This window comes from Mesotoga sp., from assembly GCF_035363035.1.
In the GTDB taxonomy this organism is placed as follows: domain Bacteria; phylum Thermotogota; class Thermotogae; order Petrotogales; family Kosmotogaceae; genus Mesotoga.
In genome coordinates this window covers 15,573-30,335 of record NZ_DAOSEH010000020.1, presented here as the reverse complement: position 1 = coordinate 30,335, position 14,763 = coordinate 15,573, and the positions used below count along the sequence as shown (strand labels likewise).

At 49.5% G+C, this 14,763-nt stretch carries 16 protein-coding genes; 6 read left to right on the top strand and 10 right to left on the bottom strand.

Annotated elements, in window-relative coordinates:
• The coding region (locus PKX57_RS05060; protein WP_472416273.1) for an ABC transporter permease at nt 1-932 on the top strand (932 nt) is incomplete at its 5' end.
• A 25-nt stretch (nt 933-957) separates the two neighbouring features.
• Here PKX57_RS05060 and gltX read toward each other — a convergent pair.
• Genes gltX through rodA form a run of 8 tightly spaced genes read right to left on the bottom strand, consistent with a single transcriptional unit; the run spans nt 958 to nt 8,375 of the window.
• Entirely contained in the window at nt 958-2,406 is a 1,449-nt protein-coding gene (gene gltX, locus PKX57_RS05055; protein ID WP_214047336.1) for a glutamate--tRNA ligase, read from the bottom strand.
• A 5-nt stretch (nt 2,407-2,411) separates the two neighbouring features.
• Nucleotides 2,412-2,939, bottom strand: coding sequence for an NUDIX domain-containing protein (locus PKX57_RS05050; protein ID WP_213920097.1), 528 nt, complete (start codon nt 2,937-2,939; stop codon nt 2,412-2,414).
• Between the two features lies 1 nt (nt 2,940).
• Complete coding sequence (gene cdd / locus PKX57_RS05045) at nt 2,941-3,333, bottom strand: cytidine deaminase (RefSeq protein ID WP_213920098.1); 393 nt, start codon at nt 3,331-3,333, stop codon at nt 2,941-2,943.
• On the bottom strand, nt 3,287-4,654 hold the full coding sequence (locus PKX57_RS05040) for a CNNM domain-containing protein (RefSeq protein ID WP_213920099.1): 1,368 nt from the start codon (nt 4,652-4,654) through the stop codon (nt 3,287-3,289). Before PKX57_RS05040 ends, cdd begins: the two co-directional genes overlap by 47 nt.
• Before the next feature lie 20 nt (nt 4,655-4,674).
• On the bottom strand, nt 4,675-5,142 hold the full coding sequence (locus tag PKX57_RS05035; RefSeq protein WP_214050129.1) for a 23S rRNA (pseudouridine(1915)-N(3))-methyltransferase RlmH: 468 nt from the start codon (nt 5,140-5,142) through the stop codon (nt 4,675-4,677).
• Nucleotides 5,139-6,350 (bottom strand): imidazolonepropionase, encoded by a 1,212-nt coding sequence (hutI, locus tag PKX57_RS05030; protein ID WP_470745774.1) that lies wholly within the window; start codon nt 6,348-6,350, stop codon nt 5,139-5,141. Before hutI ends, PKX57_RS05035 begins: the two co-directional genes overlap by 4 nt.
• A 1-nt stretch (nt 6,351) precedes the next feature.
• On the bottom strand, nt 6,352-7,266 hold the full coding sequence (gene ftcD, locus PKX57_RS05025; RefSeq protein ID WP_472416271.1) for a glutamate formimidoyltransferase: 915 nt from the start codon (nt 7,264-7,266) through the stop codon (nt 6,352-6,354).
• Between the two features lie 32 nt (nt 7,267-7,298).
• Nucleotides 7,299-8,375, bottom strand: coding sequence for a rod shape-determining protein RodA (rodA, locus tag PKX57_RS05020; protein WP_214047328.1), 1,077 nt, complete (start codon nt 8,373-8,375; stop codon nt 7,299-7,301).
• Nucleotides 8,376-8,594: 219 nt separating this feature from the next.
• On the opposite strand from rodA, the gene panB reads away from it, so the two are divergent.
• A complete protein-coding gene (gene panB / locus PKX57_RS05015) occupies nt 8,595-9,395 on the top strand; it encodes a 3-methyl-2-oxobutanoate hydroxymethyltransferase (RefSeq protein ID WP_214047327.1) in 801 nt (266 codons plus the stop codon).
• A gap of 70 nt (nt 9,396-9,465) precedes the next feature.
• The gene (locus tag PKX57_RS05010; protein WP_213921015.1) at nt 9,466-10,191 is read left to right on the top strand and encodes a biotin--[acetyl-CoA-carboxylase] ligase; all 726 of its coding nucleotides are present in this window, start codon (nt 9,466-9,468) and stop codon (nt 10,189-10,191) included.
• On the opposite strand, the gene PKX57_RS05005 is transcribed toward PKX57_RS05010, so the two are convergent.
• Nucleotides 10,181-10,405, bottom strand: a complete 225-nt coding sequence (locus tag PKX57_RS05005) for a S4 domain-containing protein (protein WP_213921016.1) — start codon at nt 10,403-10,405, stop codon at nt 10,181-10,183. The two genes, PKX57_RS05010 and PKX57_RS05005, sit on opposite strands and share 11 nt — an antisense overlap.
• 110 nt (nt 10,406-10,515) lie before the next feature.
• Entirely contained in the window at nt 10,516-11,850 is a 1,335-nt protein-coding gene (locus tag PKX57_RS05000) for a hypothetical protein (RefSeq protein ID WP_213921017.1), read from the bottom strand.
• 136 nt (nt 11,851-11,986) lie between these two features.
• Between PKX57_RS05000 and PKX57_RS04995 the strand changes: the two genes are divergently transcribed.
• From PKX57_RS04995 to nusA, 3 genes are all read left to right on the top strand, one after another.
• A complete protein-coding gene (locus PKX57_RS04995; protein ID WP_472416269.1) occupies nt 11,987-13,123 on the top strand; it encodes an ABC transporter permease in 1,137 nt (378 codons plus the stop codon).
• Between the two features lie 106 nt (nt 13,124-13,229).
• On the top strand, nt 13,230-13,703 hold the full coding sequence (locus tag PKX57_RS04990) for a ribosome maturation factor RimP (protein WP_213921019.1): 474 nt from the start codon (nt 13,230-13,232) through the stop codon (nt 13,701-13,703).
• 22 nt (nt 13,704-13,725) lie between these two features.
• Nucleotides 13,726-14,754, top strand: coding sequence for a transcription termination factor NusA (nusA, locus tag PKX57_RS04985; protein ID WP_472414724.1), 1,029 nt, complete (start codon nt 13,726-13,728; stop codon nt 14,752-14,754).
• Nucleotides 14,755-14,763: the final 9 nt, after the last annotated feature.

Below are 14,763 nucleotides of genomic sequence, written 5' to 3'. Positions count from 1 at the left end.
TTCTCGTTAATCCGCTTTTCTATAAGTTGACTCTGCTTTCTGCGACGCCTCTGATTTTCTCCGCCCTGGGCGGTACTTACAGCGAGATCACAGGGGTTACTAACATCGCTCTCGAAGGGATCATGTTGATGGGCGCCTTCAACTCTATAGTCTTCACTTTCATCACGGGGAACGCCTGGATCGGCGTTTTGATGGCGGTCATAATAGGGGTTGGGTTCACATGGTTCCACGCGTGGGCGAGCATACGCTGGTCGGCCAACCAGATAGTCAGCGCAACGGCCCTGGTTATCGTCGCTCAGGGTACCACCTCTTTTCTCATGATTCCCATTTTCGGCAACGAGGGTCAGACGGATTTCATAGGAAGGGTACCCTACATAGAGATAGGCTGGCTGAAGGGAATACCCTTCATCGGCGACATCTTCGGCTCTATGAGCCCCTTCACTTATCTGGCGATCGCCGCGGTTATAGCTAGCTGGATCCTGATGTACAGGACGCCTCTAGGTTTGAGGATGAGGGCGGTCGGTGAAAACCCCGAAGCGGCCGATACTCTAGGTATAAACGTTTTCAAGACCAGATATTTCGGTGTCCTCATGAGCGGAGCCCTGAGCAGTCTAGGCGGAGCCTTCCTCTCAGTGGGAGAGCTGGGAAGGTTCGTCGAGAACATGATCCACGGGAGGGGCTTCATAGCTCTGGCCGCGATGATACTAGGGAATTGGAACCCCGCGGGCGCAATGTGGGCGGCCCTTCTCTTTGGTGCCGCCGAAGCCATGAACCTCCAGCTGCAGAGCAGTTCGATCGTATCTGTTTCGGCCAACGTGAAACCGCTTTTCAATATGTTGCCCTTCATAGTGACGCTGATAGTTGTGGGAGGTTTCATAGGTAAGACACGATCTCCTGCGGCAGATGGCGAACCTTACGAGAAAGAGTCATAAAAAAGGCCCCTTTCAGGGGCCTTTTTTATGGAAGTCTAAGGGCCTGCTGGAGACGGTGCAGGGTCTTGTTTCTGCCGAGCAGGAAGACGACATCTACGAGTTCCGGTCCCTCTTCGCTGGCAGTCAACACGTGTCTCAGGCTCATGTAGAAGGACTTCCTGTCGGGTTTTATCTCCTTTAGTATCTCTTTGATCGTCGAGACTATCTCTTCGTTGCTCCAGCTGTTCAGGTACTCTATCCTGTCCTTGAAAGCTTCGAGTGATCTGAAGACCTTCCGCTGTTCCTCGTTCTCGGGGCTCAGAGGTCTCACCTGGATTTCTTCGAAGTAGAGCTTCATCTTTTCAGGTATTTCCGACAGTAATTCCACACCCTTTCTCACCGAATCGATGGCCCGCTTTAGCCACTTCAGGTTCGCACCGGCCTCCTCGAGCGAGATCAGCCCGGCCTGCACGAGGAAGGGTATGGTGAGATCGGTAATTCTATCCAGATCGGCTTCGCGTATATAAACCCCGTTCATCCAGCGAGCTTTGGCTTCATCGAATATAGCCGCACTGGTGTTGACCCTGTCTATGGTGAAACTCTCTATTATTTCGCCGTAGGAAAGTATCTCCTTTCCCTCCGGGTGCGACCATCCAAGAAGGGTGAGAAAGTTGAAAAAGGCTTCCGGGAGAAAACCTCTGTCCCTGAATTGTTCGACCGATGTGTCTCCATGCCTCTTGCTGAGTTTTTTACCGTCGGGACCAAGGATCATCGATACGTGGGCGAACGAAGGGATGGGCGCTTCAAAGGCCTCGTAAAGCGCGAGCTGCCGAAGGGTGTTTGAAAGGTGATCGTCCCCCCTTATTACGTGCGTGATCTCCATCAATATATCATCGACGACGACCGCGAAGTTGTAGATGGGCTGGTTGTTGGAGCGGAGTATCACGAAATCGCCGATCGCGCCTTCTTTGAAAATAACTTCGCCCTTTATCAGGTCGAGGAGACGGTATTCCTTTCTCGGCATCTTAAAAAAAACCACTGGGTTGAGACCCCCGCCCTCGAACTCCTTTTTCCTTTCGGGAGTGTTGAACTTCTCTAGCATCTGCTGATCGTAGTGGGGCGGCTTGCCCTGGGAGAGGAGATCATCATGAAGCGTCTCTATCTCTTCTGGGTAGGCATAGACTCTGTAGGCTTTGCCGGAATTTATCAACTCATCGACCATTTTCACGTATATATCGGTCCTCTCGGTCTGTCTGTACGGACCCGTCTCTCCCCCGACATCCGGCCCCTCGTCCCAGGTTATTCCCATCCAGAGGAGAGATTCCATCAGCTGCCCTTCGTACTCTTTCGTAGATCTGGAAATGTCTGTGTCTTCTATCCTGAGCACGAATTTGCCGTCGTAATGCTTGGCGAAAAGGTAGTTGAAAAGCGCGGTACGCGCGCCGCCAACGTGCAGATAGCCGGTGGGACTTGGAGCGAATCTCACCCTATTCATTTTCATCATAGACTCTCCTTTCTGCGCAGGGCAAGTAGAACACCGGAAATTGTCTTGCTATCGCTTATGCTTCCTTCTAGTATCCTCTTTACCACTTCTTCGATTCTCATAAAGACCGGTTCGACGAACTCACCTTCGTCGGGATCGGATTCTCCGACCCTCTCGACTTCGCAGGTGAAAATGTGGATCGCCTCGTCGGAAAAGCCCGGCGAAGTCTCTATCACCGTCAGTTTTTCAAGCCTCACCGGTCCGTAACCGGTCTCTTCGAGCAGTTCTCTCCTGGCGCAGTTCACGGGGTCCTCTCCTTCATCGAGTTTGCCGGCCGGTATTTCCAGCATATACTTCTGAACAGGAAACCTGTACTGCCTTACCAGCAGCAGTTCTTCTCCCTTGAAGGCGACGACTGCCACGGCTCCAGGATGCCTTACCACCTCTCTGGAAGCCTCGCTGTCGTCGATCAACTTCACCAGATGTCTCTCCAGTTTCAATATCCTTCCGGAGAAGATCTCCTCTTTATGCAACGAAATCTCCATTTCATTCCTCCAGTTCGAAGTGCATGGGGAGCAGCTCGAAAACAGTTGTTCTTACAACACTGTCCTTCCCCACCAGTATCACTTCGAAGTCTCCGAATTCGGCCATGAACTGTCTGCACATTCCACAGGGAGAAGTCGCTTCATCTCTCTTGCTGACGATGGCTATAGCCCTGAAACTTCTCCGCCCCCTGGACACGGCCGAGGCTATCGCGGATCTCTCGGCGCAGATCGATAAACCGAACGACGCGTTCTCGACGTTCGTACCGGTGAAGATCTCCCCTTCCACCGTCAGAAGGGCCGCTCCCACCGGAAAATTCGAATAGGGAGAATAGGAGTTCTCCATGGCTTCAATAGCTTTCTGTATCAGTATGTTCTCCTTTGAACTGTCTTTCATCGACGCTCCTCCTGTCAACGCTTAGCCTGATCTTTTCGACCTTGTTCTTTCCGGCTGCCAGGATCTCGAAGGTAAAGCCGTTGACTATTATCTTCTCTCCCACTTCGGGAAATCTTTCGAGAACCTCCAGCAAGTAGCCGCCGATAGTTTCGAACTCGGTATCGGGAAAGACCTGTTCGAGCTCCCTCTCGATATCGTTTATAGGCGTCATGCCATCGACTATGTACTCGCTGTCGCTGACCTTTTCTATCATCATTTCTTCGGACTCTTCGTCGTACTCGTCCAGTATTTCACCGGTCAATTCCTCTATAGCGTCTTCCATGGTTATCAGGCCGGCCGTCCCCCCGTACTCGTCGATAACTATCGCCATATGGTTCTTCTTCTCTTTGAACTCTCTGAGAAGGTCATCGACCTTTTTAGTTTCGGGAACGAAGTAGGGCGCCCTCATTATTTCTTTGACATGGACGACCTGGAGAAGATCGTTATCTTTCCTATCCAGGATGAAGTTGAGCAGATCCTTCGCATAACAAACCCCGACGATCCTGTCGACATTTTCCCTGTATATGGGATAACGCGAATAACCTTCCGATTCTACGAGCTCCATCAATTCTATGAGCGGTGCGTCCTCTTCCAGTGAAACTATCTCGACCCTCGGAGTCATTATCTCCTTGACCGAGATATCCTTCAACTCGAGAGTGCGCTTCATGATCATTCTCTCTTCGGATTGAAGAACGCCCTCTTCGTGTCCGGCGTCCACGGCAGATCTTATCTCATCTTCCGTTATGAACGGAGCGTACGGGACTTTTTTTCCACCCACTATGACTATGAAGAGATTCGAGATGCGCAGAAGCAACCAGAGTAGGGGCCTGAGAACAGACGTTAAGATGGTTATAAAAACTATAACTCTCTTGAAAAAACGCTCGGGGTTCTCTCTGGCAAAGATCTTGGGTGTTATTTCACCGAAGACCAGTATCAGAAAAGTCATCACGCCGGTTACTATCGCAGCGGCGACACCTGCAGAGTTCTGCGGCAACAGCTGGATTGCAAGAAGCGTGGCGAGTGAAGAGGCGAGAATGTTCACTATGTTGTTCATTACCAGAATAGCTGTCAGAATGCTGTTGGGATTGTCAATGAAATTCTTAACTGATTTGCTGAGCCTTTTTTCATCACTCTCCGAGAGCTCGCGCAATTTCAATTTGCTCACGGACATTAGAGCCGCTTCAGATCCAGAGAAAAGTCCCGATAGATACAGCAATAGAATCAGAAAGGCCAGGTTCAATAAAAGCGACACAGGGTCCTCGCTACTAGTAGGGTCGCCCACTTCTTTTTTACACCTCCAGATCAGTAATGGTATGTCCTGTTGTCCAGAATAGAATAGGCCCTGTAGAGCTGCTCGAGTAGAAGCATGAGAGCCATCTCGTGTGTGAAAGTCATTCTGGACAGCGATAATTTCTGCCACTCTCTCGAGAGAAGCTCGTCGCTGAAACCGAGCGGTCCTCCCAGGAGAAAAGACAGATTCTTCACTCCTATATTCTGCCATTTTTGTAGCTTCTGTGCAAACTCTACCGATGAGTATTGTTCACCCTGTTCATGCAACAGAACGACAGTTTCATCGGGTCTCAAAAGTTTCAGGTAGTTTTTGCCTTCTTTCTCCTTGATCTTCTCCCTCTCTCTGTCCGTTCCTCCGCCCAGGGGAAGATGCCGGATTTCGATTCTCACGTACGGTTTGAGCCATTTGTCATATTGCTCGATACCTTGGACGACAAAATCCGATTTCGGTTTTCCCGTTAGAATTACCCTTATGTTCATCCGATTACAGTTCCGCTTTTTATGACATTCGAGACTATATCCCTCGAGAAATTGTACACCACTTCCGAGTAATCCCCGGCTCTCAGTAGCACTAGATCGGCGTCGTAACCTTCTCTGATCAATCCCTTCCTGTCCTCGGCCCCGAGAACGGCCGCCGCGTTGGCGGTGTAGGCGGTTATTGCTTCTTCAACCTTGAGGCCGCACCTGGTGACGGCGAGAAACATGACGATGAAGGGGTTGTATATGTTGCAGGAGCCCGGGTTGAAATCCGATGCTATGGCGACGATCGCCCCCCGATCGATCAATTCTCTGCCACTTGCGAAACTCTCGTTCAAAAAGAAGGAGGTTCCGGGAAGGAGCGTGGCGATGGTGTCGCTTTTCGCAAGCGCCTTGATGGTGGCATCGTCGGCCGATATCAGGTGGTCGGCGGAAACGGCCCCCAGTTCCACGGCAAGCAAACCGCCTCCCGATGAGGAGAGCTCGTCGGCGTGTATTCTGATCCTGAAGCCACGGTCTCTGGCGGCGAGCATGTAACGTCTCGATTGATCTACGTTGAAAACCCCATCCTCACAGAAAATATCGATAGTATCTGTCAGTTTGTGAACTTCATCGAACGTTTCGATCAATGAGGAGAGGTATTCGTCTTTGGATGAATACTCTCGCGGCAGGGCATGAGCACCCAGAAAAGTCGAGAAGACATCGACCGGGTGTATTTCGTCGAGCGCTTCGAGAACACGAAGCTGCTTGAGCTCCCCATCTCTGTCGAGACCGTACCCGCTCTTACCCTCGACAGTCGTGACTCCCAGGGAGAGCATGGAGTCGAGAAATCGCGAAGACTCGGCCATCAAAGAGGTAGCCGGGGCCTTTCTCACCGCTTCCGTTGTCGATCTTATTCCACCGCCGGCCTTCATTATGTCCATATAACTCCGGCCTTCCAGCCGCATGAGGAACTCCTTGCTCCTGTTACCTGTGAAGGGGATGTGTGTGTGACAGTCTATAAACCCCGGCATGGCGATCAACCCACGGCCGTCGATATATTTTTCAGCGACTGGTATTTCCGGTCCGACGTATTCGATTTTCCCATCAAGGATTCCGATGTTGCTTTCCTTTATACATTCGATGCGGGCCATATCTCTCCCCCTGACCGGTCCGTGGGCGACCGGAGTTACGATTGAGTTAAGGTTCAGTATGGCCAGATCGAGTTTCACTCTACTCTCCTTCCCTCGAAATGAAGTCGAGAACTCTCTTCTCGAGAATCGACGACGAATCGAACTTCTCCAGTTTGAGATAGTGTTCGGCAACATCTACGAGGGCCTGCAGGGGTGTAAGGCCAACTATTTCCGATCCCACGATAGAAACTCCGTATCGTTCGGCCTCGGACTTTATGACTTCGTAAACCCTGAAGAGCGGTGTCTTTCTGTAGTTGGTCATATTCATGGAGACCTGCACTATGCCTCTGTCTTCCAGTCTGAACCCGAGGGCTTTGACATAGCGAAAGCCGCCGCTTATGTGTCTTATGGCCTTGGCTATCTTGTTGGCTATCTCTATGTTGTCGGTTCCCAGATTGACGTTGAAGGCGATAAGGTATTCCCTGCAACCGACAGCGACCACGCCAGCCGAAGGATGAACAGAAGAAGGTCCAAAATCGGGTTTCCAGGCCTCCTGGGTGATCTTGGAGTTGAAGTTCTCGAACTCACCCTTCCTTATGTTCGAAAGACTGACACGTTCCGGGCTGGTTGCGGAATCCTCGTAAAGGTAAACCGGTATCGACAGTTCCTCGCCGATTCTCCTGCCCAACCTTCTGGAAAGTTCTATACACTCGTCTTTTGTTGTGTTCATAACTGGAATCAGCGGAATGACATCGGCGGAGCCCATTCTGGGATGTTCTCCGGAATGGTTCTTCAGATCTATCAGATCTCGGGCCTTCTTCGTCATATCGAAGAGGGCTTCCTCTATCGCCTCGGGAACCCCTGTGAGCGTTACAACCGAGCGATTGTGGTTGGGGTCGCTCGAGTAATCCAGTATCCATACCCCATCGATCTTTCTACCTTCGTTCACTATCTCTTCGATAACCTCGGCTCTCTTGCCTTCGCTGAAATTAGGTACTGATTCAATAAGTCTCATAAAATACCTCCCTGGAAATATCGCTGTTTTTTCTACTTCTTATCGTAATCTGCTCTTCTGCTAGCATAACTCTGCACTATTCCAAGTTGCAGGGCGAATATCATCGATGAAGATCCTCCGTAACTTATCAAAGGAAGGGGAATACCGGTTACCGGGAGAAGACCGAGATTCATACCGATATTCTCCACCACGTGAAAAGCGAACATGGCGAAAAAACCGCTCATTACGAGTCTACCAAAAAAATCACCGGTTCTTCTGGTGATTGCCCAGATTCTCCATAGCAGTAGCGAATAAAGCAATATGACCGTGATCGCACCTACAAAGCCCCACTCCTCGCCTATCACGGAAAAAATGAAATCGGTGTGATCGGCCGGCACATAACCCAGTCTGTTCATGGTACCCTGCACGAATCCCTTTCCGGTCCATCCACCCGAACCGATCGCCCTTATAGCCTGAATGGTGTTGTAGGCGGCCCCGGAAGCGTATTCTTCGGGATTGAGAAAACTCAAAATCCTGTCTCTCTGGTAGGATTCGAGCCCGAACATGAGAACTGCCGGCACTGCCACGGCTATCAAAGCGGTCATGACTATCATCAATCTGTCGAATTTTTTGCTTATCAGTGTCATAAAGTACCAGATCACCACGATGATTATCGTCGTTCCAAGATCGGGTTCCAGATAGATCAACCCCATGATCAGAAACGTCGCCAGCAAGCCTGCTAAAAAAGAAAGATACCGCCTGGTCTCGAGCGAATAAAGATAACCGAGGAAGAGTATCAAGGAAAACTTCGCAATTTCCGATGGCTGTAAACTGGCGATGCCAAGATCTATCCATCTTCTCGATCCTTCGATGGGATTCAAGAAAAGCACCAGAACAAGGCCCGCTATAGACAGCGTCATGAGCGCAATGGCGAAATCTCTCCATACTTTTCTTTTCAGTACGTACGCCGTGAAAACGAAGACGGCCCACGAAAGAAGAGCCCACACCACCTGGCGCCCGAACATGTATTCCTCTCTCTCGCCAAAGGTCGCGCTGTAAAGTACCACCAGACCAAAGGCCATGAGAATTGCCATAACAAAGGGAAGTTGCCACTCGAACCTAGCTTTCATCAAACTCTCTCCTTCCATCAATTATATAACCTGGTGAGAGAAACTGAGATTACACAAGCAAAACAGCCTGCAATCGCCGGGAAATATTGACAGTGAGAATGCCGTTACTGTACCAGTAGAGAGAAAAATGTATAATCGTAGATGAGGGAATACAACGGTCCTTTACTGGTTGTTATCTCACAATAAAAGCGAGTTCTCTGAAGGGAAGGTGCTTCTCGAATGAACGTACGTGAGATAATCGCGTCGAAAGATTCAAGAAAATTATCGATGGTAACGGCTTTCAGCTACTTCGAGGCGAAGTTCGCTTTAGAGTCGGGGATCGACATGATTCTTGTGGGCGATTCGCTCGGTACATACGTGATGGGTAAGAAAGATACTCTGTCGGTAACCATGGAAGAGATGCTCTGGTCTCTGAAGGCCGTCCGGCGCGGGGCGAGAGATGGGTTCATCATCGCCGACATGCCCTTCGGTTCGTACCAGCAATCGAGAGAGAAGGCCGTAGAAAACGCCATCGCTTTTTTACGGCACGGTGCAAACGCATTGAAGATCGAGGGAGGTTATGAAACGGCCGAGCTGATCAAATACCTTGTCGATAGAGGATTTCCCGTCATGGGCCACGTAGGGATCACTCCTCATCACGCCAGCCTCGAGGGGACGTATCAGGTACAGGGAAAGGACGAGAAGAGCATCAAGCGCCTCATCGAATCGGTAAAAAACCTTGAAGAGGCCGGGGTCTTCGCGATACTTCTGGAGCTGGTGGTGGAAGAAGTCGCCGGAAAACTCACTCAGGAAGCCTCCGTTCCCGTGCTGGGACTTGGATCGGGCCGGTTCTGCGATGGACAGTTCTTGAAGTGGCACGATCTTCTGGGCATAAACGATGAATCTGAGCCGAGGTACGTTAAAAGGTACGCCAATTTGAAGGAGAACATCGTGAGCGCCCTGAAACACTTCGACCGGGACGTTAAAGAAGGGAGGTTCCCGATAGAGGATCATGCCTTCGGTGGAGGAGAAGAGATCTAGAAAAGGTGATAATGATCCGTCTTGAACTGGCGGGCCAAATAACAAACTTGGAGAGGGATGAAGCGATTTGATGATCGGGGAGAAGATAATCTCTTTCTCTGAAATAGATTCGACCAATAAATTCGCCATAGAGAATCTCGACAGGCTGCCTTACGGCACGGTTATCTGGTCTCTATCGCAGACTTTCGCCTACGGAAGATACGGTCGCTCGTGGTCTTCTGGTGACGGCGGACTCTGGTTTTCGATAATTTTTAAACCGCTTCAAATAACAGAACCGAACGCATACACGAAACTTCTATCCGTTGCGGTTGTTGAGACCGTTAGGGATCTGAAGTACAGAAACGCTCAGATAAAATGGCCTAACGATATTCTCATCGATGGGAAGAAGGTTGCGGGAATACTGACCGAATCGGTTTTCGCCGGAGAAAGACTGAAAGGAATCGTCGTGGGGGTCGGTTTGAACGTGAACAACGAGCTGCCTAAGGAGCTCTTGAGTTCTGCAACTTCGCTCTCTTACTTGAAAAACGAATATATTCCTCTGAACCTGCTGATAGAGAAAATACTCCGCAGGGTTGAGGTCTTGAGAAAGAAGTATATGATAAAGGGAAAGACCAAGTATCTCACGAGAAGGTGGAAGAAGCTTCAGGCCTTCGTCGAGGGGGATGAAATAACCGTATCTCTCAACGAAAACGAGAAATTGACAGGTATAATAAAGAGGATCTCCCCGGTGTCACTTCAGCTGCAATCTTACGACGGGGAGATCCACAACGTAGTTTCGGGTGAAATTATTCTTTGATCTCTTTCAATATCTCTATTTCAAAGTCTTCCAGAACTTTAACCACCAGCGTTCGATTGGAATATCTTATCGAGATTGTGTCTCCCGGCTTTACTTCTGAAGACGGTTTGGCCTGAATCCCGTTTCTCGATATGAAGCCCTTTTCGATCGCTTCTTTGGCGAGTATTCTTCTCTTTATGATTCTGCTCTGTTTCAGGAATTTATCCAGTCTCAACCCCGACCACCCCTGAGTATACACTTGACTAACACTATGTCGAAAGGGTATAATAATGTCAACGAGATGTTCTGCCCCGCGCTACTCCGCTTGGCGAAGGGGCTCTTTTTTTATTTGATCAAAAGTATACCTTTCACTGCGCCACTCTGTGCAAGATAACTCGTGCCGAAAAGCAGACCACTGTTGATATCCATTCCCATCAATCCGGTTAGGACATATCCGCTATCCACGAAGAACCTGGCGAAACCTGGTTCGTGAATCATCGAAGAGAGCTCGGCATAGGCTGCTGAATTCAACAACGGGACACTGTTGTCGAGCGTCTGAACCGTCTTATCTCTATCTCTGGAGGAGATGAACAACCATCCGTTATCTATCCACATGTGCTGACCTTCCACGAGTAGAGTATCTCCTTTGACTTCAATTTTTGTTTCGGGACTCGATTTTTCGATGGAATTTTTGAGGACATCCAGTGAACCGCTAAACCCCACTCTCGCTATATAGGTGATATTCATCTGGGATGTCTGGGATGAGGAAGTTCCCTGAGAGCCCATCAAACTGGCGAAGATATCGTCAACGGAGAGATCTATATCGACCAGGAAGTCGCCGGTAAGGTAGTCGTCTAGCTCGTCGGTGTTGAGATTTCCCGGGACCAGGCCTTCGATATCCAGAGGAACGGAGGTTAGCTGATCTCCGGCGTAGTCTGCCAGCATGCTTATATCGCCTAGCCTGGCGAATATGGAAACCAGCGGAAGGTGACTCATGTCTTCCAGGTCTGTGACCTCTCCACCGGAGAAGGCTTTCCTGAAGGCCTCTATGCTTTCTTCGGTCGTCGGAAGGGTCAAAGTTTCCATCACGATAAGCTTGTCCTGGTTTCTGAAGGAAGCCTTTGTGAGGCTTTCGTCCATCTCCGAATAGAGATAACCGAATCCTGCCGGAAGGCCGTCTATGAGTTTCGTCGAATCGAAGCCTCTGACAGCCTGAGAGTACTGATCGATGTCCCCGACGTACAGGTATTCGCTGTCGGTAGCCATCTTTATCTTGAAATCAACCGGAAGAAGTTGCGGCAGTATCTTTTCGGCTGCGCTTTTCAGAGTCCTCGGATCCTTCATAGGGCCAAGAACAGCTATCAATCGGTCGTCGCCCGAGGAATCTCTCCAAACCGCAAGCCCAAGATCGCCATCGAAGGCTTTGTAGATGTCCTTAGGATCCAGTCCGTTGTTGTAGGCCAGCATTTCTACGTACTGGGCCACCAGCTGTTCAATGGCCAGCTGGTTAAGTATCATATCCATCAAAACGACTTCCTTAGATTTGGCGTAGTTTTCTTTCAAATCCTCCATAACGAGTACGGTATGGGAATCTGAGGGAAGCCTTTCGGCCATCGAGGTTACGCTGGCCAGAGAAACAGCGGCTATCGTCAAAACCACTAAAAAGCATATCTTTTTCAAACCGTCCACCTCCTTAGTGCTGTTGTCTTCTATGACACTTGAACTCCCGAGCTGGTTCTCAATGATATAATTCTATCATCGTACGGTTCTGACCGGTATCGCGAGAAATAATTCGCTTGGCGTGGAGGCTAATCAATTGAAATTCCCAGGGCTTTTGCTGAACGATCTACTTCTGATGAGAAAGTCTCGAGCTTTCGTTCTGCTGTTGTTTCTGCTGCCTCTGATACTGGCCCTCATTTCTACCATAACATCGGAAAGCGGTGGCTATACGGACCTGAAAATCGCGATCGTCAACGAAGACAAAACCTTCATAGGTCTCTTTTTCCTGCAATACGCCACTTCAATGCTCAAGGGCGAGAACATAGTGCAGCTCTCTAGTAGAGACCAGATAGACGGAGTGCTGGAAGACCTAGACGGGGTCTTCATCATTCCAAGGGGATTCGCGAACAAACTCCTGTTCCAGGAACCGTCCGAATTGATCTTCGTACCTAATCCGGGATCGATGCAAACGGCCGTCGCGATCTACCAGGTGCTCAACAACGTGTTGAAAGAGTTCAAAGCTCTTCCCGTGGTGGCCGATCCGGAGTTCATGAAGGGTGTGGAGATAGACCCGGAGTACGTTGCTCCGGCGATCACCGTCGAAGGAATTCGCGAGAGGAAATTGAACTTTTCTTCTCTGCTATTCCCCATGGTTCTTTCGATAACCATAATGTTTGTGACCGCCATTGGAGCGGCAAGCGGAACCTTCGAGGATAGGCGGAACGGAGTGATCGACCTGTTGAAACTCTCTAATCTCTCCGGGATGAGTTATATGGCCGCCAAGACGCTCAGTTTCTCTATCTTTTCTACTCTGCAGGTTCTGGTGTTCCTTCTGGCCGGAAAGGTTCTGGGTCTCGATGTGGCTTCGAACATCTTCCTTTATCTGCTGGTCATCGAAGTTTATATAGTTCTCTTCACCTCGATCGGCCTCTCGATCGGGATGGTCTTCAGCTCTTCGAGGAGCGCCCAGTTGACGTCTGTTACTCTGGTCACCTCGTTGTTGATACTGAGCGGTACCATAATTCCTCACTCGATGTTTCCCGACTGGTTGGGGATCTTCAGCAAAAATCTCCCTACAACCCGTTTGATGGTCTCTCTCCAGGGGGTCTCGATGCTGGATTTCACCATAGGTAAGGTCCTTTATCCTGTTCTGATATCGCTGCTGATCTCGATATCTTTGATCTTCCTGTCGAGTTTCATGTATTCCAGGGAGTCGATCACGATGGCCGAGTAGCTACGAAGATTGACTGAGCTGTAGAAAAAAGGTATAATCCCATGTAGTAAGTCGTATTGTAATACTCCCAAAGGGAGAGGGCTTTTGTCGCCCTCTATTTTTTATTATGGTGGTGTTGATTATGGAAGACCTGAAGGAAGAGCTTAGAGAACTTGCCGAGGAGGTAGCGAAGAGTCTTGGATTCTCTGTGTACGACTTCAGTTTTTCCAGAAGAGGAAGGAAGAGACTCCTCAAAGTCACTATAGACAAACTGGAGGGATACGTATCGATAAAGGATTGTGAAGCCTTTTCCAACAGTTTTGGAAAGGCTCTGGATACGGCCGATATAGTGCCTTTTCCTTACGATCTCGTCGTTGAGTCGCCCGGTGTCGAGAGGGCACTTAGAAACATGGATGAATTCAAAAGATTCACCGGTGAGAAAGTCAAAATCGTTTTCAATGAACCGTTAAACGGAAATTCCACACTTTCGGGAAAGATCTTATCTTGCGAAGGAAAGAAGATCGTCGTCGAAAGTGCGGATAATCAAATGGAAGTGGTCATATCTTTCGAAAATGTCAAAAGAGCAAACTTAAAATTATGATACATAACAGCGAGGTGTTACCGTGAATCTCAATCTCTTAGAAGCTTTGGATCAGCTTGAGCAGGATAAGGGAATCGAAAAAGATGAGGTAATAAACATACTTGAAAAGGCCCTGCAGAGTGCCTACAAGAAGAATTTCGCTTCCGAGAGTGATGTCGAAGTGCACATAGACCGGCTAACCGGCGATATCGAAGTTTACGAGGTGCTGACGATCGTGGAAGAGATCGAGAACCAGGCTACCGAGACAACACTCGAGGAGGCTTTGAAGATAAGCTCCGGTGCAGAGATCGGGGCGACCATCGAAAGAAAACTGAACATCAAGAAGTTCAAAAGAATAGCCGCCCAGACGGCCAGACAGGTATTGATTCAAAAGATCAGGGAAAAGGAAAAGGAAAATCTCTTCGACAAATATGTTGACATAAAGGGTACCGTCAGCACTTCGGAGGTTCTCAGAATAACCCCTGAATGGGTAGATTTGAGAATTGGAAAGATAGAGACCCGCATTCCGACCAAAGAGTTGATACCCGGTGAGCAGCCCAGACTGAACAGCCTGATGAAAGTTTACGTCGTCGATGTATCGAAATCCTCGAAAGGACCGAGGATCATGGTTACGAGAAAGATGCCGGAATTCGTCGTGGAGCTTCTCAAACTGCAGGTCCCCGAGATAGCCAGTGGGGATGTGACCGTCAAATCGATAGCCAGGGAGGAAGGGATAAGATCGAAGGTAGCAGTCTACAGCCAGAACGCAAAGGTAGATCCCGTCGGAGCCTGTATAGGTGAGAGCGGAACTAGAATCGCCGAAGTTTTGCGCGAGATAAAGCCGGAAAAAGTCGATATACTTCGCTGGAGCAACGATCCAGCCGAGCTGGTAGGAAACTCCATCGCTCCTGCGACCGCTCTGGAGGTTAGAGTCGTGAGTTCCCAGAACCGTGAAGCGGTGGTTTATGTCTCTCCAACACAGCTTTCGCTGGCAATAGGAAAGGGCGGGCAGAACGCCAGACTGGCCGCAAAGCTCACGGGCTGGAAGATCGATATAAAACCAATCATGTAGTTTTATCTC